Here is a 21,444-nt window from a genome sequence, read left to right on the forward strand (position 1 = left end):
GCCGACCAGCCGTCCCGGTGTTCCCCTCCTCGTCCGACGCCTTGACGGGGTCCGGACAGATCGTGCGTGTCAAGGCAGTGTCCAAAGGGGGCGTCACTCGGTTAGATGAGTGTGGACACAAGAACACCCCGCAATCCCACCGGGGGAACCTCGACGGGATTCGACGAACCCCCCTTGCTGGCCATGGTCAAGGTGGCCAGTGATCCGGCGCAGGTCATCGTCAATCACGCGAGTTTCCGTGTGCAGCTTCCCTCCACCGCCCGGGCCTCCTCGCGGGTGGCCGCCGCGCGGGCCGCTGTGCCGCGGCGCGAGCCCGTCGTGGGTACGGGGGGTGCGCGGCGCAAGCCCGTCGTGTGGAACGGCAGTTCCGGGCCCGGGGACACCGCGGCGACGGGGCTGCTCGAAGCCGTGCGGACGACCGGGATCAGGCACGGCGAGGCGCCGCGCGGCTCCGGGGAGACCGGTGAGCTGACGCAGGCGATCCCCGCCTACGGAGCGGACGAGACGCGGGCCTTCGGCGCGCACGGGCTCGCCGAGACGCGGGCGCTCGCCGCCGCGGGCGGGCCCGGGGCGCCGTTGCTGCCCCGGATGCGCGGCTCGGGGAGCGCGTTCGAGGAGGAGGGGGCGCCGCGGTACGGGGGTGTGCCGACGGGGGAGCTTCCGCTCGTCGACGACAGGAACCGTACGGGCAACCGCAAGGACAACGCGCGGCACGGGTACTACCCCGGCCGGCGTCTCAACCTCGGCGTCGTGCTCCTGCCGTTGCGCGTCTTCCTCGGGCTGATCTCGGTCTACGCGGGCATGGGGAAGCTCTGCGACCCCGTGTACTTCGACGGTGGCGAGCGCGGCTCGATGGTCAAGTGGCTGACGTCGCTGCACCCTTGGGCGCTCGCCGAGCCGCTGCGCGACTTCGCGCTCTCGCACCCCGTCGGCGCGGGGCTCTCGATCGCGTTCCTCCAGGTCATCGCCGGGGTGCTCACCGTGCTCGGGCTGTGGCAGCGGCTCGCGGCGGCGACCGGTGTCGCGCTCTCGGCGGCGCTGCTCGTGACGGTGACCTGGCGGACCGTACCGGCGTACGACGCGCCGGACTTCATCTACCTCGCCGCCTGGAGCCCGCTCGTCATCGCGGGCGCGCCCGTCTACTCGGTCGACGCGCGGCTCGCCTCGGGCGCATGGCGCGCGCTCGGGCCGCGCGCCACGCTCGCGGCGCTGCGCGGGCGGGTGCTGCGGCGCGGCTCGGTGCTCGCCTTCGTCGTCATCGGGTGCACGCTCCTCGTCGGGGCCATGCTCGGTGCGGCGGTACGGGACGCCGACCGCATCACGGCCCCCGGCCCCGGTGAGCAGCCGCGCAACGAGCTGCCCGGCTCGCCGTTCCCGCGCGACGCCGAGAAGCGTAAGCCGAGCAACTCGCCCTCGGCGAAGCCCTCCTCGCCCGCCGCGGAGACTTCGGTGGCGCCGAGCGCCCCCACCTCGGCGCCCGCGCGGTCCACGGACGGTGAGCAGAGCGGTACGTCGCCGCAGACGCCCGCGCAGGGCGGCGCCGGTACGACGCCGGGCGACACCCCGCAGGCGCCGCCCGCCCAGCAGCAGGCACCGCGGCAGCAGGCCCCCTCGTCCACGGGGGGTGGCGGCCCGGCCTCGGGCTCCGGCGGCGGCGCTCAGGGCTCGTCCCCGGCCGACTCGGCCCCGCAGAGCGGTGGTTCGGGCGAGGGCGGGGGCGGCGACGACGGGAGCGGGGGTGGTCAGGGACTCGGCGGCCTCTTCGGCTAGCGGCGGGCCGGTCCGCACGTACCGGCCCGCTCGACGAGACCTGACGACGGCGCTCGCTGTCGCGGTACGGAAGAGGGGCCCACCCGGTCGGGGTGGGCCCCTCTCGCGTGGGGGAGCCGGGGGCGTCTCGTACGGGCGCTCACACCCCCCGCCGCATCGCCACCCGTGGCCACCTGTCCAGGCCCGCCGCCGCTTCCCGTGCGCGGATCTCGCGGAGGGCGGGGGTGAGGTGGGGTTCGGGGATCGGGGTGAAGCCGAGGCGGGTGTAGTAGGGGGCGTTCCAGGGGACCTCGGTGAAGGTCGTCAGGGTGAGGGCCGGGGTGTCTTCCCTGCGGGCGTGGTGCGCCACGTGGTCGATCAGGAGACGGCCCAGGCCCTGGTGGGCGTGGGACGGGTGGACCGAGACCTGTTCGATGTGGAGACTTCCGTCGATCCTGTCCGCGATCAGGTAGGCCACCGGGGTGTCGTCGGGGAGCGTGCACACCCAGGCCAGGCCCGCGCGTCGGTGGTGTTCCAGGGTCGCGAGCGGGGGCGGGGCGTCGTCGGCTATCTCGGGCATGCCGAGGGCGCGGAAGGGTTCGCCCGCCGCCCGTTCGATCTCCTGGAGCCGGGGGAGGTCGGCGGGGCTCGCGGCCCGGATCGTCATGCCTCGTAGCCCCGTTCCTCCGCGAGTTCCCTCGCCGCCTCCTTCAGGTCCTTCGCCGTGTCGATCGCGCGCCAGTAGGCGCCCTGCGGGATCGGGTAGCCGGCGAGGCGGCGTTCGCGGGCGAGGCGGGGGAAGGCGGTGCGCTCGTGGTCGCCGCGCTCGGGGAGCAGGGCCGTGAAGGCGGGGGAGAGGACGTAGACGCCCGCGTTGACCGAGTACGGGGACGGCGGGGCCTCGATGAAGTCGCTGATGTGGCCGAAGGTGTCCGTCTCGACGACGCCCCAGGGCAGGCGCGGGCGCGCCAGCGCGAGGGTGGCCACGGCGGCGCGTTCGGCGTGGAAGGCGGCCATCGCGCGCAGGCCGAAGCGGGTCCAGATGTCGCCGTTCGTCGCGTACCAGGGCTCGCCCGGGTGCGGCAGGTGCGCGGCGGCGAACTTGAGGCCGCCGCCCCGGCCGAGCGGCTCCGGCTCGATCACCGTCTCGACGCGCAGGGGGAGTTCGGTCTGCCGGAGCCAGGCGATGAGCACGTCGGCGAGGTGGCCGCAGGAGATGACGACGTCCGTCACGCCCTCGCGCGCGAGCCAGTCCAGCTGATGGCCGATGATCGGCACGCCCGTGCCCGGGATCTCGACCATCGGCTTGGGCCGGTCGTCGGTGTACGGGCGCAGCCGGGAGCCCTGGCCCCCGGCGAGGATCACGGCCTGTCGGGGCGCCCCGGCCGGCCAGGCGGGGGCGGGGCCCTCGTCCGTGGTCGGGCGCGCGTGCGATTCGCTCATGGCGGCACTGTACGGGGGAGGGGGCCGCGCGGGAGGGGGCGGCCGTCCCGCGCGGGGGCCGCGCCCGGCCCGTACCGCCGTGCCCGGCCCCGTCGTACCGCCCTCCCGGCGCTCCGCTCAGCCCTGCATCGACGCCACGCCCGTCGCGTACGCCGTGTCGCAGACCGGGCGGGCGAAGGACTGGGCGCGGTTGGGGCCGTAGGCGCGGACCGCGGCCTCGCCGAGGGAGCGTGCGAGCGAGACGCAGTGCTCGGCGAGCGAGGGGCGTTCGCGGACGGCCTGCTGGAGGTGGGTGAGGGCGATGCCCGGGTCCTTCTCCCGGAGTTCGGAGAGGAGCTTGGCGCGCAGCACCTCCTCGGGGGCGCGGCGCTTGTTCTTCGCGTCCGCGCTCGCGGGCGCGGAGGCGTCGGAGGCGGAGGCGGTGAGCGTGGAGTCGCTCGTCCCCTGGGTCGTCCAGCTGACGTGCGTCACGGCGAGCGTCCCGGAGAGCACCAGGACGACGGGCAGGACGAGGGCGAGCGTTCGGCCGATGCGGCGGGCGGTGTAATTCACGCGGGGAAGCGTAGCGCTCCGTACTGATATAGCGACATTTAGTCACTCTATCGAGTGAGGTAATTCGGGGTTTCGTGGGTATGGAAGTTGACTTCGCAGGTCGGGGAGGGGGTACTCCGGGGCGCTTTCGGCAGGTGCGGGTACGGCGAGGGCCCCGCCCTCCCCACTGCGGGGAAGGACGGGGCCCGTTGGCGCGTGGTTGCCTCCGTGGCCCGTACAGGCCGGTAATGCACCCGTACGAGTGAAGGCGGCCGGCGTCAGTCGCTCAGGCGCTCGCCCGTCGAGGTCGCGAAGACGTGGCCCTCGCCGGCGCGCGGGACGACGTGGAGGACCTCGCCCTTGGCCGGGACCGCGCGGGAGTTGCCGCGGATGACCAGGTCCTTCGTCTCGCCACCGATCTCGACCGTGCCGAAGATGAACGCGTCGGCGCCCGTCTCCTCGACGACGTTGACGGTGACGGGCAGGCCCGCCGGGGCGTCCTTCGACAGACCCGCGCCGGAGCCCTCGGTCTGCACGTCGAAGTGCTCGGGGCGGACGCCGACGGTGACGGTCTTGTCGCCCTTGTCGGTGGCGGCCTTGAGCGCCTCGCGGTTGACCGGGACGACCGAGTTGCCGAACTTCACGCCGCCGTCGGTGATCGGGACCTCGATGAGGTTCATCGCCGGGGAGCCGATGAAGCCGGCGACGAAGAGGTTCGCGGGCTTGTCGTACATGTTGCGCGGCGAGTCGACCTGCTGGAGCAGACCGTCCTTGAGGACCGCGACGCGGTCGCCCATCGTCATGGCCTCGACCTGGTCGTGCGTGACGTACACGGTCGTGATGCCCAGGCGGCGCTGGAGCGAGGCGATCTGCGTACGGGTCGAGACACGGAGCTTGGCGTCGAGGTTCGACAGCGGCTCGTCCATGAGGAAGACCTGCGGCTCGCGGACGATCGCGCGGCCCATCGCGACACGCTGGCGCTGACCACCGGAGAGCGCCTTCGGCTTGCGGTCGAGGTACTCGCTCAGGTCGAGGATCTTCGCGGCCTCCTCGACCTTCTTGCGGATGTCCGCCTTGTTGACGCCGGCGATCTTGAGCGCGAAGCCCATGTTGTCGGCGACGGTCATGTGCGGGTACAGCGCGTAGTTCTGGAACACCATCGCGATGTCCCGGTCCTTCGGGGGCAGGTGGGTCACGTCGCGGTCGCCGATGCGGATGGCGCCGCCGTTGACGTCCTCCAGGCCCGCGAGCATGCGCAGCGAGGTGGACTTGCCACAGCCGGAGGGGCCGACGAGGACGAGGAACTCGCCGTCCTCGATGGCGATGTCGAGCTGGTCGACAGCGGGCTTCGTACCGCCGGGGTAGATGCGGGTTGCCTTGTCGAACGTCACAGTGGCCATTGCGGGCCCCCTTCACCGGCAGGAACGTGCCGGACGATCCGAGTAAAGAGAGAAGAAGTGGTGTAGTCCACACGGGTGAACTGCGGGTGACGGTACCCCGGCGTGTGCGGATTGTCAGTAGTCCCGGTCATGTGATGTTCATCCGTTGCCTCACCTGCCTCCCTCACCCGGTGTCTCGCCGCCGCGCCGCCCACCGGGCTCCGGGTGCGTGCTCACGCTCCGGAAGGTCAGCGCCACGTTGTGGCCGCCGAAACCGGCCGAGTTCTTCACCGCGTAGAGCCGCTCGGGCCCGGTCTTGCGGGGGGCGCCGTGCACGAGGTCGAGCGTGACGCCCTCGTCGGGGCGGACGAAGTTGCGGGTCGGCGGGATCAGCCCGTGGTGCAGGGCCAGGACGGTGCTGATCGACTCGATGGCCCCCGCGGCGCCGAGCCCGTGCCCGGTCATCGACTTGTTCGCGGTGATCGCCGGGCCCCGCACCCCGTACTCGCCCCCCTCGCCCCGGACCTCGCCGAAGACGTCCGCCAGCGCGCGGGCCTCCGCCGCGTCGCCCGGGAGCGTCGCCGTGCCGTTGACGTTGACGTGCCCGACCTCCGCGGGGCTCGCCCCGGCGTCCGCGAGCGAGGCGCGCAGGGCCGCCGCGCTGCCCGTGCCCCCGGGCTCGGGCTGCACCATGTGGTACGCGTCCGAGGAGACCCCGACGCCGGCCAGTTCGGCGTAGATCCGCGCGCCGCGCTCGCGCGCGTGCCGCTCCGATTCCAGGACGACGATGCCCGCGCCCTCGCCGAGCACCATCCCGTCGCGGTCCGCGTCGTAGGGGCGGCAGGCCGAGGCCGGGTCGTCGAAGCGCTGCGAGAGCGCCCGCATGGCCCCGAACGAGGCGAGCACCATCGGGTGCAGGGGCGCCTCGGCGCCGCCCGCCACGACGACGTCCGCCTCGCCCCGCCGGATCAGCCCGGCCGCGGTGACGAGCGCCTGCGTCCCCGAGGAGCAGGCGTTCACGGTCGCGTGCACCCCGAGGCGGGCGTGCACGAGGAGCGCGACGGCCGCCGCCGGGCCGTTGCCCATCGACATCGGGACCGTCATGGGCGGCACCCGGCGCCAGCCGCGCGCCTTGAGCGTCTCCCAGCCGTCGATGATCGAGTTCATGTCGCCGAGCGCCGCCGAGACGACGACGCCGAGACGGTGGCCGGGCACCCGCCCGTCGTCCAGGCCCGCGTCCGCCCACGCCTCTGCCGCCGCCTCCACCGCGAAGCGCGCGGAGCGGCTGAGCCTGCGCCGCTCCTGGTGCCCGAGGGCGAGACCGGGCTCCACCTTCGCGCGGGCGCCGAGCACAGGCGGCGCCTCCTTCGTCCACTCCTCCCCGTCCAGCAGGACGAGGCCGCTCTCGCCGCGCAGCAGGCCCTCCCAGGTCTCGGCGACGTTCCCGCCGAGCGCGGTGGTCGCGCCGAGGCCGGTGACGACGACCCTGTGCGCCGGGGCGGGCGCGCCGCGCCCCGTGTCCGTACCCGAGTCGTTCACGACGCCACCGCTCCCTTCCGCAACTGCTCGGCGAGCCGGGCGGCGTCCTTCTTGACGCCATTGACGAGCACCTTGCGCAGGAGCGACTTCGGCATGATCCCGAAGTAGTCCCCCGGGTCCACGTCGAAGGTCCAGTCGACGGTGGTGCCCCCGTCCTCCCGGGCGGTGTACGTGTACGTGCCGACGTAGCCGAACGGGCCGCTCAGCGTGTGGAAGGCCGAGCGGGTGCCGGGCACGAACTCGTCGATCTCGACGGTGAAGTCCATCCGCTTGCCGACCATCTCGAAGGTGATCGCGTACTGGCCGCCGGGGCGCGGCTCCCCGTTGAGGAGGGTCACGTCGACGCAGGCCGACTGCCACACCGGGTCCTGGAGCGGCTGCGAGACCCGCGCGAACGCCTCCTCGGGCGTCACCGGGAGCCGGAAGGTGTATGCGGCGTTGATCTGTTCAGTCCTGGCCATGCTCGGTCGTTCCTTTCACGAGGGGGGCGATGGCGTGGGCCGCGACGCGCGCGTGCGGCGGGTACATCACCGAGTTGTGGTCGCCGGGGACGTCGATGACGCGCAACTCCCCCTTGATGAGGGCTTCCCAGCCCAGCCGCGGCCCGTAGTCGGCCTCCTCCTGCGCCGCGCGCAGCAGCAGGTAGTCGAGCGGGGCGGGCTCGGGGAGGTAGGTCTGGAGCGCGATGCCGTTGGCGAGGTAGGCCTCGAAGTACCGCAGGATCTGCGCGCGGTCCGCGTCCTGGGCGAGCACCCCGAGCGCGGCGGCCTCTTCGAGGATGTGGTCGAAGGCGGCGTCCCCGCCCAGCTCCCGCAGGCGCTCCGCGGGGATGTCGAGCGTCTTGCCCGCGGGGACCGCGAGGTCCCGCGCGAACCAGGACAGGAGCGTCGCGTCGTCGGCCGAGTCGGGGATGTTCTCCTCGATCGGCGCCCGGCTGTCGATGCCGACCAGGAACTCGGTCTCCTCGCCGAGTTCGCGCAGCTGCCGGGCCACCTCGTAGGCGATGACGCCGCCGAAGCACCAGCCGCCGAGCGCGTACGGGCCGTGCGGGCGGACCTCGCGCAGCAGCTCGATGTAGCGCGAGGCCATGGCCTCGACGCTGATCTCGGCCTCGCCCTCCTGCTGGATGCCCGGCGCCTCGACGGCGAGCACCGCGCGGCCCTCGGGGAGGTGGCGGGTCAGCTCGACGTAGCAGAAGACGGTGCCGCCGAAGGGGTGGAAGAGGAAGAGCGGTCCCTGCTCGGTCGCCCCTTCCCGGGGAGCGGCTTCCCGCAGGGTCACGAGGGGGCCGCTCGCCGTGTCCTGGCCGCCGGAGCGCACGAGCGATGCCAGCTCCGCCACGGTGCCCTGGCTGCCGAGGAGCACGGAGATCGGGAGGTCGATGTCCCACTCGGCCCGGATCGCCGCGCTGAGCCGCACGGCGAGCAGCGAGTGGCCGCCGACGTCGAAGAAGTGGTCGTGCACGCCGATCCTGTCGAGGCCGAGGATCTCCGTCCACATGCGCGCGAGGGTGATCTCGGTGGCGTCGCGCGGCTTCTCGAAACCGGCGTCCGAGGAGGCGACGGGCCGCGGCAGCCGGGCCCGGTCCACCTTCTTGTTGGCGGTCAGCGGCAGTTCGTCGAGGACCATCACGATGCCGGGCACCATGTACGGCGGCAGCGAGAGCGCCGCCGCCGCGCGTATCGCGGCCTGCGTCGGCGCCGGTGCGCCCGGTTCGGCCAGTACGTAGGCCACGAGCCGGTCCTCGTGGATCGCGGCGACCGCCGTGAGCACCCCTTCGACCGCTTCGAGCACGGTCTCGACCTCGGACAACTCGACCCGGTAGCCGCGCAGTTTGACCTGGTTGTCCAGCCGCCCGTGGTGCCGCAGCCGGCCCTGGGCCGTCCAGCGCGCGCGGTCGCCCGTGCGGTACAGCCGTTCCCCGGGGGCGGCGGGGAGTCCGGTGACGAAGCGCTCGGCGGTGAGCTCCGCGCGGTCCCAGTAGCCGGTGGCGAGTCCCGCGCCGCCGATCCACAGCTCACCGGGGAAGCCCGGCTCCACGGCACGGCCCCGCGCGTCGAGCACGTACAGCCGCGTGTGCGCGAGCGGAGCGCCGATGTCGATGCCCTCGGCGGGCAGGACGGTCCCGGCCGTGGACCACACGGTCGTCTCGGTCGGCCCGTACACATTGCGCAGGCTCGCCACCCGCGTGGAGAGGAACTCCGCCAGTTCCAGCGGGAGTTCCTCGCCGCCGCACAGGACGTTGAGTCCCGGCTCCCCGTCCCAGCCGGCCTCGCGCAGCATGCGCCAGGAGGTGGGCGTCGCCTGCATCCAGGTGGCGCCGGACTCGCGTACCCGTACCGCGAGGGCCGCGCCGTCGGCGGCCGTGGCGCTGTCGCAGAGCAGCACCCGGCCGCCGGAGACGAGCGGCAGGTACAGCTCAAGACCCGCGATGTCGAAGGAGATCGTCGTGACCGCGAGGAGGCTGTCGAAGTCCCCGAAGCCGGTCTCCTCGCGCATCGCCAGCAGGAGGTTGGTCAGCGCGCTGTGCGGGATCGCGACGCCCTTGGGTCGTCCCGTCGAGCCGGAGGTGTAGAGGATGTACGCGAGATCGCCGGGCTCGCGGGGCGTGGCCGTCCGCGCGGGCCCGGTGGGGGCCGGTGTCCCGCGGTCCAGGTCCAGTACGTCGAGCTCGGGGAGCCAGTGCTCGCGCAGGGCGCCGCTGCTCAGGAGCAGCCGGGCCTGCGCGTCCCCGGCCATGTACGCGAGGCGCTCGGCGGGCAGCTTCGGGTCGAGGGGTACGTACGCGGCACCCGCCTCCAGGACGCCGAGGAGCGCGGCCAGCAGCGGCGCGCCGCGGTCGAGGAGCACGGCGACCCGGTCGCCCCTGCCGACACCCGCCGCGCGCAGCGCCGCCGCCGTCCGCTCGGTCTCCGCGAGCAGCCGGGCGTAGCTCCACTCCTGCGTACCGGCCGCGTCCCCCGCTTCCGCGGGGCTGTGGGCGACGAGCGCGATCGCGTCGGGGGTGCGTGCCGCCTGGGCGCGGAAGAGTTCCGGCAGTCCCTGGGCCGGTCGCGCGGGCTCCGGGCCCGTTCCCCAGGTGGCGAGCGCGGCCCGCTGCCTGTCGTCGCCGCGCGGGAGGGCGCCCAGTTCCTCGTCCGGGGCGGCGAGCAGCGTGTGCGCCGTCGAGACGAAGGTGGCGGCGAGTTCCTCCGCCGTGCCCGCCGTGAAGATGTCGGTGCTGTAGCGCAGGACGCCCGCGAAGGCGCCCTCGCGCTCCGCGCCCATCTCGACCCACAGGTCGGTCTGGCCCTCCTGCTGCGGCAGCGGGTAGGGCCGCAGGGTCGCGCCCGCGACGGACAGGCGCGCGTCCTGGCCGGGTGCGAGCAGGAAGAAGGCGTCCATGTCGTCCAGGAACGGCAGCCGGTCCCAGGCGAAGCCCGCCTGGAAGAGCGGCGTCCTGCTGGTGTCGCGGGGCGGCGCCAACTCCCGTACGAGCCACGGGAAGGGCAGCTCCTGGGCGCGCATGGCCTCGGCGACGCGGGTACGGGAGGAGGCGAGCAGCGCGCGGAAGCTCGCCGCCTCGTCCACCTCGCCCCGGACGACGACGGTGTTGACGAAGTTGCCGAGCGCGTCCCGCATGCTGCGCTGGAGCCGTCCCGAGGTCGGCGTGCCGACCAGGATGTCCGACTGCCCGCTGAGCCTGCTCAGGAAGACGAAGTACGCGGAGAGCAGGACGGTGTACGGGGTCGTCGACGTCTCGCGCGCGAGCCGCCGCACCGCCTGCGTCGCGTCGGGCGAGAGCGCGAAGGGGACGGAGCCGCCGTCGTACGAGGGGACGGGCGGACGCGGCAGGTCGCCGTACAGGTCGAGTCCGGCCGGGGGGTCGGCGAGCCGCTTCGCCTCGTCCTGGAGCAGGGCTCGCGCGCGGGGGCCCGCCAGGGACTCGCGCTGGCGCGCGGCGTACGTGGCGAAGGCCCCGCCGTCGAGCGTGAAGGGGCTCGGCGTGCCGTCGAGGCGCGCGCGCACCTCGGTCAGGAGCAGGGCCAGCGACCAGAAGTCGGCGGCGATGTGGTGCATGACCACGGCGAACACCCAGGTGTTCTCGCCGGTCCGGTACAGGTGCACGCGCCACAGCGGCGGCCGGGACAGGTCGAACGGGACGCGGCTGTCGTCCCTGATGAGGGTGCGCAGGGCGGCCGCGTCCGTGTCGCGGCAGTCCGTGTGGTGGACGACCGGCGCGAGGCCCTCGGCGACGAACTGCTCGGGTCCCTCGGGTCCCGCCCGCAGCCCGGCGCGCAGGGCCTCGTGCTCGGCGAGGAGGTCCGTGAGGATGTCCAGGACGCGGGCGCCGAGGGCGGGTTCGGCGGTGACCTCGGCGGCGAGGGCGAGGTGGTAGGCGGAGCACTCGGGGTCGCTCTCGTGGATGAACCAGAGACCGGCCTGCTGGGCGTTGGCGGGGACGGTGGGGAAGGCGGCGTCGGTGGTGGTGGCGTCGGTGGTGGCGGGGGCGTCAGCGGGGCTCGGCGGCGTGGGTGCGGTGAGGGTGGGGTGCGTCGTCATCGCCGGTCCTCCGCGGCGGGCGCGGGGACCGCTCCCGTGCTGATCAGCTGCCAGAGGGCCACGGAGAGGGTGTCGACGGTGGGGTGGTCCCACAGCAGGTCGACCGGCGGGTCGGTGAGGCCGAAGGAGTCCTCGATCTCCATGCCCACGGAGAGCGCGGCCATGGAGTCGAGCCCGTAGTCGGAGAAGGCCCGGTCGGTCTCCAGCTCGGCCGGCGTGACGCCCGCCTCGGCGGCGACCGCCTCGGTGAGGACCTTCCGTACGTCGTCCAGGGTCAGGGCAGGGGTGGTGGTGCCGGTGGTGTCCATCGGGGAGTGCCGCCTTTCGTGCGGGCCGGGTGAGGGGAGGGACGGGCGGGGCGTGGCGGTGCGGGCCGGGTCGGGCGCGCTCGCGCGGGGCGCGGCCGGGTGCGGGCCGGTCGTGCTCGGGCGGGGGCGGGTCGGGGCCGGGTGGGGGTCGGTCGTCGTCACGCGGCGGTCAACTCGCCCGCGGTACGGGACTCCTGGGCGCCGGGTGCGGCGGTGCGGACACGGCGCAGGGAGAAGAACTCGCCCGCCGTGCGCTGGGCGTCCATACGGGCGAAGAGGCGCCGGGCGGTGCCGGGGGCGAGCGTGCCCGCCTCGTACTGGTGGGCCTGGGCGCGGTCGAGCGCGGCGAGCAGCCACTCGCCCTCGGCGAAGAAGGCGCCGAGGTGCTCGCGGTTGTGGAGCCAGACGCCGAGCGCCGTCACCTTGGCGTGCACGGAGCCGAGTTCCTCGGCGATACGGATCAGGCGCGGTGAGGTGGTCTTGCTGGACTCGGCGGTCCTGGCCCGGTCGGCGGGGTCGCGCCGTACCTCCTGGACCCGGGCGAGGAGGTCCTCCAGCTCCCCGCGCAGGCGCCTGCCGCGCTCGCGCAGCGCGGTGAGCCTGTCCTCGTCGCAGTGGGCGTCCGCGGTGAGCGCGGCGAGGCGGCCGAGGAGCGCGGGCAGGCTCGCGAAGACCGCGTCACGGCCGCGGCCGAAGACGGCGACGCGCTCGGGCGCGAAGGGCGGCAGCTCGGCCCGCAGGTCGTAGAGCGGGGCCCAGTCGGTGTCGGCGTCGTGTCCGTACGCCTTGGCGAGGGCGGGGAGTTGCAGGGCGATGCTGTCGAGGCACACCGGCTCGCTGCCGTCGAAGACCGAGACGACGGCGCTGTCGCGGAGCATCTTCTGGAAGGTGCCGACGTGTTCGGCGGCGCGCAGGAAGTACCGGGCCCCGAGGGTGCGGGCGAGCACCTTGCTGTTGGTGTCGACGAGCCGTGCCACCTGCACCTTCGCCAGATTCCCCCAGATGCTGAACTGCTCGGTGTACAGGTGCAGTCCGCGCATCGCGACGAGGCTCTCGCACTCGGCGAGGAGCAGACTGAGGTAGGCGTTGGCGAGGGATTCGGTGACGTACGGGATCTCGTCCGCGGCGCCGTCGTACAGGCGGCGGCCCGAGAGGAAGCCGGCCACGGCGCGCAGCATGGTGTCGCCCGTGCCGAGCGAGAGACCGGTGCAGAAGGTGCGGGTGATCAGCAGGCCGCGCAGGGCGAGTTCGAGCCCTTCGCCCTCGGCGCCGAGCCGCGCGGAGCCGTCCACGCGGGCGCCCGTGAAGGCGACGCCGCTGATGTCGCAGCCGCGCAGGCCGTACGTGGGGACGCGGGGGACGCCGTCCACCTCGCCGGGGGCCAGCTCGGCGCGGTCGACGAGGAACATGGACTGGCGGCGCTGGGCGGGGGTGTGCGCGTCGCCGGTCGTGCCGAGGAGGACCACGTGCGTGGAGGTCCTGCCCCGGTTGATCGGCCACTTCTCGCCGTCGAGCACGTACTGCCCGGCGTCCGGGACCGCGGTGAAGCTGTTGGCGGCGAGGTCGGCGCCGTGGCCGGGCTCGGAGTAGGCGAGGCACGGGACGACTCCGCCGCGCAGCATCGTCGCGGCGAACCTCTCCTGCTGCGCGGCGTCGCCGCCGATCCAGGCGAGCATCATCCAGACCTGCGTGCTCTCGCTCACGGCGACGTTCATGTCCCTGCGGGCGATGACCCGGGTCAGCATGAGGATGTCCTCGGCGGACCGCAGCTTCCCGCCGAGGCGTTCCGGAACGAAGTACTCGTTGAATCCGAAAGCACGTAAGCGATATATTCCGGCGGAGGGGAGTTCGTCCCTTTCGTCGAGTGCGAGGGCGTCGGTGAAAGATATGGAGTTCGTCTGTTCCTCGGGGTCGCCGAGCCACTCCTCCAACGCTTCCGCGAGTTCCGTGCTTGAGTGTTTCATTGAGCGTTTCCTTTCCTTTTCCGGGCAGCCCGAAGAGAGCAGGGAGCGCTGTTGGCGCCTGCTGGACGACAAGCCTTCAGGAAGGCGTTCGGGTAGGGATTCTGCCGATGAGGCGTGCGGATTCCGTAGTCTCTCGGCGTTTATTGACGCGGTGTTGCCGCGTTATTGCCGCAGTGTTGTCGCGGCGTTCACACGGTCATGGAGCGGGCGCGCCGGGAACCGGCAGGTGCCCTGGCAGGTGGTGGTGCGGCCGCCGGGCAAGCCGGGTTGACGTCGCGTTTCCCATGTTTCAGCGGGATTTCGCGGCGCACTGGCCCAGCTGGTGCGGGCCCGGGCGGCGGTGTGGGACGGCGGCGGCGTACGCGCGGTACGCGGTCGATGCGCGCGGCGTCCGCGGCGTCATTGCCGTACGGACGGGAATGCGGCGGATCACCGCCTGCTGATCAGCGCGTGCTACGACAACAACTCATCCAAGAGAAACGCATCATGAAACCCCCGTGTCATCAAGCGTGAAATCTTCCCCGTGTGCTGCCCTGACCCCTTCCGTGGGAGAGGGGGTCTCGGTCAGCTGGTTCGAGAGCGTAGCAGGACGGAATCCCGGGCCTCTGTGCTCCGGGACCCCGAAGCCATTCCTGGCGCCATTCCGCGGGCTGGCTTTCGTACGCGTTCGCGGCGTCGCTGACCTTCGCTATCACGGAAGAACGAGGGGTTCCGGTTGGCGTGATGCGGAAGCATCTCCTCCGGCGTGTTCCCTTTGCCGGGCGAGGCCGGGAGGCGGCGCGGCGTGCGACGGGCGGAGGAATTCCCGAGGGCTCTGTGGTGGACGGGCGGGGAAGGGCGGGGAGCGGGAGAAGCCGGGGGAACGCGCGTGGGGGAGGGGGCGGTTGGGGTGTGCGGAGCCGGGCGGGGGCGGGATCGTGCCAGGCCGGAGGGGGTGGGTCCGGACGGAACGTTGTATCTTCGATGGTGGAGATTGCGACGATCGAAGGAGTCGGCTCATGGTGCGCGGTGCCAGCACGGAGCAGGTCGGGGCCTCTCCCCGCAAGGACTTCCCCATCGCCGAGCGCCCCGGGTACCTGCTGCACAAGGCGGGTCTCGTGCTGGTGGAGGACGTGGAGAAGGCGCTCGGCGCGGTCGGGATGCGGATTCGCGACTTCTTCGTCCTCGCCGCTCTGGCCGGGGGGCCCGAGCTGTCCCAGCAGGATCTGAGCCGGCTGCTCAACCTCGATCCGACGACCGTCGTGACGGTGATCGACGAGATGGAGCGCAACGGGCACGTCGAGCGCCGCCGCAACCCCGCCGACCGGCGCCGCTACAAGCTGTTCCTCACCGCGTCCGGCCGCGAGGCCCTCGCCACGGCGGACCGGGTGGCCACGGAGGTCGAGTCGGCCTTCTTCGGCGGTCTCTCGGCGGACGAGCGGGCGGCGCTGCGTACGACGCTCGGCATCCTGATGGCGGGACGCTGGCCGGCGGCGGTCTGTTCCGACTAGCTCCCTCCGACTGCGGCCGAGGCGTCGGCTCCGCCCCGCTCCGATGGGGTCCGCCCCGCTCCGACCGCCCCCCGCTCCGACCTCCCTCGCTCCCGCCGCCTCCCCGCTGCGATCGCCTCCGACCGGCGGGGCGCTCCCCCCGTGACCCAGGCCCGTGGCACCGGACTTCCCGGTGTCGCGGGCCTTTCGCTTCGCCGTGCGCGGCGGCCCGCGGTCGTGCCGTGCGCGACGGCCCGCGGTCGTGCCGTGCGCGGCGGCCCGCGGTCGTGCCGTGCGCGGCGGCCCGCGGTCGTGCCGCGGGGGCCGACTCCGCAGCGCCGCGCCCGCCCTGACGCGCCGACAGCGTTGACGCCCGGCAATTCAATCGTCTAGATTCCCATCATCTAGACGCTCAGCTATCTAGACTTCTGCTGTCTGGATTTCCGCTCTTCGTGGGGGTGGCCCTCCGGCCCCGGCCGTGAACGCCACCTCGTGACTCGCCAATGGGAAGGTCCCCGCATGTCCGCAGAACGCGCTCCGTCGCCCATGAGGTGGTGGACTCTCGGGATCGTCGCGCTGGGCTCGTTCATGCTGATGCTCGACCTGAGCGTCGTCTCGATCGCGCTCCCGCAGATCCACACATCCCTCGGCAGCAGCTTCGCCGATCTCCAGTGGGTCTTCGACGCCTACGCGCTCACGCTCGCGATCTTCCTCGTCGCGGCCGGTTCGCTCGCCGACCGCATCGGCCGCAAGAAGCTCTTCCAGCTCGGCTTCGCCGTCTTCACCGCCGCTTCGCTCGCCTGCGGACTCGCCGGTGGGGCCACGGAGTTGAGCTGGTTCAGGGCCGTGCAGGGGGTCGGTGCCGCGGTGATGTTCGCGGTCGGTCCCGCGATGCTCAGCCACGAGTTCCACGGCAAGGAACGCGCCACCGCCTTCACCGCCTTCGGCGGCGCGGTCGGCCTGGCCGTCGCGACGGGACCGCTCATCGGCGGTTCGCTCATCAACGCGCTGTCGTGGCGCTGGATCTTCTACATCAACGTGCCGGTCGGCGTGATCGCGCTCGTCATCGGCGCGCTGTGGGTCCGCGAGTCCAGGAACCCGAAGGCGCCCCCGACCGACTGGGCCGGGCTCGTCACGTTCAGCATCGCCCTCGGCGCGCTCGTGTACGCGACGATCCGCGGTCCCGTGGAGGGCTGGACGAGCGGTGAGACGCTCGGCCTCTACGCGCTCGCCGTGGTCTTCCTCGGCATCTTCGTGGCGCTCCAACGCCGCCTGGGCGAGAAGGCGTTGATCGACCCGGCGTTCTTCCGCAACCGTACGTTCGTCGGCATCTCGCTCGTCGCGATGATCGGCAACGCGGGGGCGCTGCCCTCGGTGTTCTTCGAGACGAGCTACCTGGAGAACGTCCTCGGCGTGGACGCCTGGGGCACGGGGCTGCGGTTCCTGCCGCTGACCGGGGCGATGTTCGTGGCCGGCGCGCTCGGCGGCGGCCTCATCGGCAAGGTGCCCTTCCGGGTGCTGCTCGGCGGTTCCACGCTCGTCATGGGCATCGGCATCCTGTTCCTCAACCTGACCGAGGCGGACTCCTCCTGGACGGTCCTGATCCCGGCCCTCGTCATCGCGGGCTTCGGGATGGGCGCCTTCAACCCGGCCCGGGCCGCGCTCGCGATCGGCGTCGCCGAACCGGCCAAGTCCGGTGTCGCGTCCGGCATCAACGAGACCTTCCAGCAGGTCGGCATCGCGGTCGGCATCGCGGGCGTCGGCGCCTACTTCCAGCACACCGTCTCCGAGGAGTTCACGTCCTCGGCGGCCGGCCGCCAGCTCGGCGCGGACACGGCCGAGAGCGCGGCCCACGGCATCAGCGCCGGAGGCATCGAATCGGTGGCCGCCGCGGCCGGGCCGCTGCGGGACAAGGTCCTCGCGGCCGGACAGGACGCGTTCATGAGCGCCTTCCACGGCGCCATGACGCTCAGCGCGATCCTCGGCATCATCGCCGCCGTCATCGGCTTCACCATGCTGCGGACGAAGGACCTGCACGCGACCGCCCTCTCGACCGTCCCGCCGGACGTCGACGAGGACGGGCGGGTACGTCCTGACGACGAGGCCGGGGTCGCCGTCGGGGCCTGACCTCCACAGGACCGCGGGCCGCGATCGCGGGGAGGGTGCCCCTGGGGGTGCCGTTCCGGCGGTCGCGGCCTCGCGCGGTGGGCGTGCGGGCGCGGGTGGTCGGCTTCGCGCGGTGGGCGTGCGGGCTGGGCGAACCCGGGCCCGTAGGCGGGCGAACCCGGTCGCGTAGGCGGGCGAACCCGGTCGCGTGGGTGGGCGAACCCGGTCCCGTAGGTGGGCGAACCCGGTCCCGTAGTGGTTCCGCTCTCGCGATCCCTCGCGGCTGAAAAGGCGTTCTGGTGGGCTCGCCACCCCGCACCTACCATCGGTCCGGTCGGAGCGGACGGGGGACGACGGGGGGACCATGGCCGGCGGAACGGGGGAACAGGGGCGCCTGGAGCGGCTGCTCAACTGGATCGCGCGGAACTTCGAGTTGCTGCTCGCGGTGCTCGGCGCCGTCACCGTCGGCGTGATGGACCTGTTCGGCGACTCGCTCGGCGAGGACGCGACGGCGGGGGCCACGGTCCTCGTGCTCGGTGCCCTCGCCGCCGGTTCGCTGCGCCAGCGCCGCCGGGACGAGAACCTGGCCGACGCCGTCCACGACATCCAGCGCGCCTTCGAGGGCATGCAGATGGTCCGCTCGCTCACGGGCAGCGAGATCGGCGCCGAGCTGCGCAAGGCGCGCGAGCGCAGCGACTTCTGGGCCTTCAAGGGCGGTACGGGCACGTATCTGCGCGCCGTGACGCTGCCGGAGTGCGTGGAACGGGCCCGCGGCAACCGTTCCAACCTCACCTTCACGATCGACATCGTCGACCCCGCCGACGCCGACGCCTGCCGCGCCTACGCCCGTTTCCGCCGCTCGTACGCGACCACGGAGGGCTCCTACGACCCGGAGGCGTGGACCGAGGGGCGGACGAGCAAGGAGTCGTACGCGACCGTCCTCGCCGCGGGCTGGCACCTCCAGCGCCTGCCCGGCATGACCGTGCACCTCTACTTGTCGTCCACCGCGCCGACCCTGCGCTTCGACGTCTCGCAGTCCCGGCTCATCATCACGCAGGACGACCGCGCGCGGCCCGGGCTCCTGGTCACCGAGAACCACCCGCTGCACCGCTACTACAGCGTCGAACTCCAGCAGAGCCGCAACCAGGCCCGCAAGATCGAGCTGGGCCGGGCGCGCGCACTCGACAACGACCCGACCAACGACCAGGCGCGGGCCTTCTTCGAGGACCTCGGCCTGCCGCTGCCCACCACCTTCTCCGACACCGACGTACGGCAGGTCGTGGAGAAGGCGCTGCACGCCGAGAACCCGTACCCGGTCTGAGCCGCACCGAGCCCCCCGCCCCATCCGAGACCCGCCCGATCCCAGCCCTACCCGATCCGAGCCCTACCCGATCCGATCCGAGCCGCACCGATCCGAGAGGCCAGGCCGCGCCACACCATGGACGTGCCCCACGGAACAGCGATCGACTACGACGCCCTGCACGCACTGCTCGACCCCGGTCCCTCCCCCGACCCCGACCCCGACCCGGGCCGTGCCCCCGGCCCCGGTTCCGCTCCGGGCGCGGGGCCGCCGTCCGCGGACCGTACCGTCGCGCGGGACCTCGCCGTCGCCGCGCTGCGGGCCGTCGCCGAGGGGCGCTGGGACCTGTCCGCGATCCGCCACCCGCTCGGCTTCCTGTGCCTGCCGGTGCTCAGGGACGGGCCGAAGGGGGTGTGCGTCCACCTCTTCGACGGCGCGGACGAGGAAGGCGGTGACGGCGCGGGCGCGGACGGAGGTGACGGCGCGGACGGCGGTGACGGCGCGGGCGTGCGGCGCGGCAGGGTCCCGCTCGTCCACGCCCACAGCTGGTCGCTCATCAGCCTCGTCCTCCACGGGCGCGTGACGAACCGCTCCGTGCGGGTCGTCGACGACCCCGTGGCGCCGACGCACCGGGTGTACGAGGTGCGCAGCCGCGCGGACGGCACGGACGAGGTGCGGCCCACCGAGCGGCTCGTGCGCGGGGAGCCGGGCGGCTTTGAGCGGAGCGTGGGCGGTGACGTCTACGTCGTCCGGCCCGGCGAGTTCCACGCGACGGTGGTGGGCGGCGGCCGGCCCGCCGCGACGCTCGTGCTCGGCGAGACGCTGCCGGGCCGCAGCGACATGTCCCTGGGGCCCTTGTCCGGCGAAGGGCACCGCTCGGTGCGGGAGTGGTGCGACCCGGGGGAGACCGTCGTGGCGGTGCGGGCCGCTCTGAGGAGGATCGATGGACCGGACGACTGAGGAACAGCGGCTCTACACGGCCGAGTTGGACGTCGCACTCGCCGCGGCCGAGGAGGCCGGGCGGATGCTGCGCGCCCGCTTCGGGGACACGTGGCGGATCGGCGTCAAGGGCGAGGACGGCGATGTCGTCACCGAACTCGACCTGGCGGCGGAGCGGATCGTTCTCGGCAGGCTGCGCGAGGCGTTCCCGGAGGACCGGGTGTGGTCGGAGGAGGCGGGGTTGCTCGCGGGCGCGGCGGACCGTACGTGGCTCGTCGACCCGCTCGACGGGAGCAACAACGTCGCGATCGGGCTGCCCACGTACGCGGTGGGGATCGGACTGTGCGTCGCGGGGGCGCCCGTGCTCGGCGTCGTCCACGAGCCGCACACGGGAGCGACGTGGCACGCGGTGCGGGGCGGCGGGGTGTACGGGCACGGGGAGCGGCTCGGCGGGGGGCGGACCGGCGGGGGCGGTGAGGTCTCCGTACCGGCGGCCGGGCCCGTTCCGGCTACTGGACCCGTTCCGGCCGCCGAGACGCTGCCCCCCGACACGCCGATGCCCGCCTCCGCGCCGCGTCTCGTCGTGGCCTGGACGCAGGGGCACTCGGTGCGCAAGGACGACGTGCTCGCCGAGGCGCTGCGGGTCGCGCTGGAGCGGCGCACGCGGCGCGTGCTCGCGCTGTGGGCGCCGTTGCTCGGCTGGTCGATGCTGGCGCGCGGGACGATCGACGGCTTCGTGGGGTACTGCGCGGAGGCGGTGGACTTCCCGCCGGGCGCGCTGCTCGCGCTGGAGGCGGGCTGCGAGTTCCGTACGCTCGAAGGCGGCCCGTTCCGTATCGGCTTCACCGGGCCCGACACGACGCGCTGCTTTGTCGCGGCGCGTCCCGGGGTCCTCGACCGGCTGGTCGCGCTGACGCGGGAGGCGGTGGGGGCCGCCGTGGCGTAACCACCGTACACGAGGGTCCTGTTCAGCTCGTCAGGACGAGTGCGCCCGTCGCCGCCGCCGTGCCCGTGACCGCGAGGACGAGCCCGGTGCCGACGAAGCGCGCGAGGGGCACCTTGACCCCGGCGGTGCGGCACCGCTCGAACCACAGGAGAGTCGCGAGCGAGGCCCAAGGGGTCACGAGGGGACCGACGTTGGTGCCGACGAGGAAGGCGAGGAGCTGGTCCCGGTTGCCGTCCGGGACGGCGGCCTCGCCCGCGAGGTAGACCGGCAGGTTGTTGAGCACGTTGGAGAGCCCGGCGCCGACCGACGCGGAGCGGAAGAGGCCGCCCGCGCCCTCCGCCGTGCCCATCGCGTGCGTCAACAGCGTATGCAGGCCATGGACGTTGACCGTCTCCACGACGAGGAACATGCCGGGCACCATGATCAGCAGCCGCCAGGGGACGAGCGAGAGGCGTAGTTCGCCCGGGCGGCGCAGCGCGAAGGCGACGACCACGACGAGCGCGGCGGCGAGCGAGTCCGCCCACAGCGGGACGGGGGCGACCAGGATCGCGAGGAGGAAGCCCGCGCAGGCCAGGGCGCAGGTCCGGAAGAGGACGGGGTCGGCGGGGCGGAACGGGGCCGTGGGGACGTAGACGTCGGCGCCCCGCCGCCCCCGCCGCCAGTACATCGCCCACAGGCACACCGCCGTCGCCGCGACGACGGCCGCCTGCGGCGCCCACATGCGGGCCGCGAGGCCGCCCGCCGAGAGGCCGACGCGGTCGGCGGCGAGCAGGTTCGTGAGGTTGGAGACGGGGAGCAGAAGGCTCGCGGTGTTCGCGAGCCAGACCGTCGTCATCGCGAGCGGCAGGGGCGCGATCCCGACGCGGGCGGCCATCGCGAGCATGACGGGGGTGAGCAGGACGGCCGTCGTGTCGAGGTTGAGGATCAGCGCGGTGGCGGAGGCGAAGAGCACGCAGAGGCCGAACAGGCGCGCGTAACTGCCCTTGCCGACGCGGGAGATCCCCCCGGCCAACACGTCGAACACCTGTGCCCGGCCGGTGAGTTCGGCCATGACGATGACGGTCGCGAGGAAGGCCAGGAGGGGTGCCGTGCGGCGGGCCACATCGCCTGCCGCGTGGGTGGGCAGCGCGCCGGTCGCGAGGAGGATCAGCCCGCAGGCGAGCAGGACGCAGGCCAGTAAGTCCAAGGGGTGCGGGCGGCGTCGCGGGGCTCTGGGTGTCGGCACGGCG

Annotated in this window: 16 protein-coding genes; 6 read left to right on the forward strand and 10 right to left on the reverse strand. The window is 73.3% G+C overall.

The features are described 5' to 3' along the window. Positions 1 to 105 precede the first annotated feature (105 nt). The gene (locus tag ACIP4O_RS02285) at positions 106 to 1,770 is read left to right on the forward strand and encodes a DoxX family membrane protein (protein ID WP_401570491.1); all 1,665 of its coding nucleotides are present in this window, start codon (positions 106 to 108) and stop codon (positions 1,768 to 1,770) included. A gap of 139 nt (positions 1,771 to 1,909) precedes the next feature. Here ACIP4O_RS02285 and ACIP4O_RS02290 read toward each other — a convergent pair whose 3' ends face one another. The 9 genes from ACIP4O_RS02290 to ACIP4O_RS02330 form a co-directional block, all read right to left on the reverse strand. Continuing rightward, positions 1,910 to 2,416 carry a GNAT family N-acetyltransferase gene (locus tag ACIP4O_RS02290; RefSeq protein ID WP_401570494.1) on the reverse strand — a complete coding sequence of 169 codons (507 nt, stop codon included), beginning with the start codon at positions 2,414 to 2,416 and terminating at the stop codon, positions 1,910 to 1,912. Further along, the gene (locus ACIP4O_RS02295; protein WP_401570497.1) at positions 2,413 to 3,192 is read right to left on the reverse strand and encodes an NDP-sugar synthase; all 780 of its coding nucleotides are present in this window, start codon (positions 3,190 to 3,192) and stop codon (positions 2,413 to 2,415) included. Before ACIP4O_RS02295 ends, ACIP4O_RS02290 begins: the two co-directional genes overlap by 4 nt. 117 nt (positions 3,193 to 3,309) lie before the next feature. Continuing rightward, on the reverse strand, positions 3,310 to 3,744 hold the full coding sequence (locus tag ACIP4O_RS02300; RefSeq protein WP_401570499.1) for a hypothetical protein: 435 nt from the start codon (positions 3,742 to 3,744) through the stop codon (positions 3,310 to 3,312). A 257-nt stretch (positions 3,745 to 4,001) separates the two neighbouring features. Beyond that, positions 4,002 to 5,123 (reverse strand): sn-glycerol-3-phosphate ABC transporter ATP-binding protein UgpC, encoded by a 1,122-nt coding sequence (locus tag ACIP4O_RS02305; protein WP_361330970.1) that lies wholly within the window; start codon positions 5,121 to 5,123, stop codon positions 4,002 to 4,004. Positions 5,124 to 5,273: 150 nt separating this feature from the next. Beyond that, positions 5,274 to 6,641, reverse strand: coding sequence for a beta-ketoacyl-[acyl-carrier-protein] synthase family protein (locus tag ACIP4O_RS02310; RefSeq protein ID WP_401570502.1), 1,368 nt, complete (start codon positions 6,639 to 6,641; stop codon positions 5,274 to 5,276). Continuing rightward, positions 6,638 to 7,102 carry an SRPBCC family protein gene (locus ACIP4O_RS02315; protein ID WP_401570504.1) on the reverse strand — a complete coding sequence of 155 codons (465 nt, stop codon included), beginning with the start codon at positions 7,100 to 7,102 and terminating at the stop codon, positions 6,638 to 6,640. Before ACIP4O_RS02315 ends, ACIP4O_RS02310 begins: the two co-directional genes overlap by 4 nt. Further along, entirely contained in the window at positions 7,089 to 11,183 is a 4,095-nt protein-coding gene (locus ACIP4O_RS02320) for an amino acid adenylation domain-containing protein (RefSeq protein WP_401570507.1), read from the reverse strand. Before ACIP4O_RS02320 ends, ACIP4O_RS02315 begins: the two co-directional genes overlap by 14 nt. After that, on the reverse strand, positions 11,180 to 11,491 hold the full coding sequence (locus tag ACIP4O_RS02325; RefSeq protein WP_401570511.1) for an acyl carrier protein: 312 nt from the start codon (positions 11,489 to 11,491) through the stop codon (positions 11,180 to 11,182). Before ACIP4O_RS02325 ends, ACIP4O_RS02320 begins: the two co-directional genes overlap by 4 nt. A gap of 158 nt (positions 11,492 to 11,649) precedes the next feature. Continuing rightward, positions 11,650 to 13,455, reverse strand: a complete 1,806-nt coding sequence (locus ACIP4O_RS02330; protein WP_401570513.1) for an acyl-CoA dehydrogenase family protein — start codon at positions 13,453 to 13,455, stop codon at positions 11,650 to 11,652. A gap of 998 nt (positions 13,456 to 14,453) precedes the next feature. Here ACIP4O_RS02330 and ACIP4O_RS02335 point away from each other — a divergent pair. The 5 genes from ACIP4O_RS02335 to ACIP4O_RS02355 all read left to right on the forward strand — a co-directional run bounded on the left by ACIP4O_RS02335 (position 14,454) and on the right by ACIP4O_RS02355 (position 20,215). Next, positions 14,454 to 14,945, forward strand: a complete 492-nt coding sequence (locus ACIP4O_RS02335; RefSeq protein ID WP_361330952.1) for a MarR family transcriptional regulator — start codon at positions 14,454 to 14,456, stop codon at positions 14,943 to 14,945. Between the two features lie 498 nt (positions 14,946 to 15,443). Continuing rightward, positions 15,444 to 17,051 (forward strand): MFS transporter, encoded by a 1,608-nt coding sequence (locus tag ACIP4O_RS02340; RefSeq protein ID WP_401570516.1) that lies wholly within the window; start codon positions 15,444 to 15,446, stop codon positions 17,049 to 17,051. 343 nt (positions 17,052 to 17,394) lie between these two features. Then, entirely contained in the window at positions 17,395 to 18,351 is a 957-nt protein-coding gene (locus ACIP4O_RS02345; RefSeq protein ID WP_361330946.1) for a hypothetical protein, read from the forward strand. Between the two features lie 117 nt (positions 18,352 to 18,468). After that, a complete protein-coding gene (locus ACIP4O_RS02350; RefSeq protein ID WP_401570520.1) occupies positions 18,469 to 19,290 on the forward strand; it encodes a hypothetical protein in 822 nt (273 codons plus the stop codon). Beyond that, positions 19,274 to 20,215: an inositol monophosphatase family protein gene (locus ACIP4O_RS02355; protein WP_401570522.1), complete on the forward strand. Its 942-nt coding sequence runs from the start codon at positions 19,274 to 19,276 to the stop codon at positions 20,213 to 20,215. Before ACIP4O_RS02350 ends, ACIP4O_RS02355 begins: the two co-directional genes overlap by 17 nt. A 22-nt stretch (positions 20,216 to 20,237) precedes the next feature. Here the strand turns inward: ACIP4O_RS02355 and ACIP4O_RS02360 are convergent, their stop codons facing one another. Next, the gene (locus ACIP4O_RS02360) at positions 20,238 to 21,401 is read right to left on the reverse strand and encodes an SLC13 family permease (protein ID WP_401573775.1); all 1,164 of its coding nucleotides are present in this window, start codon (positions 21,399 to 21,401) and stop codon (positions 20,238 to 20,240) included. Positions 21,402 to 21,444: the final 43 nt, after the last annotated feature.

The organism is Streptomyces sp. NPDC088923, assembly GCF_044749745.1.
In the GTDB taxonomy this organism is placed as follows: domain Bacteria; phylum Actinomycetota; class Actinomycetes; order Streptomycetales; family Streptomycetaceae; genus Streptomyces.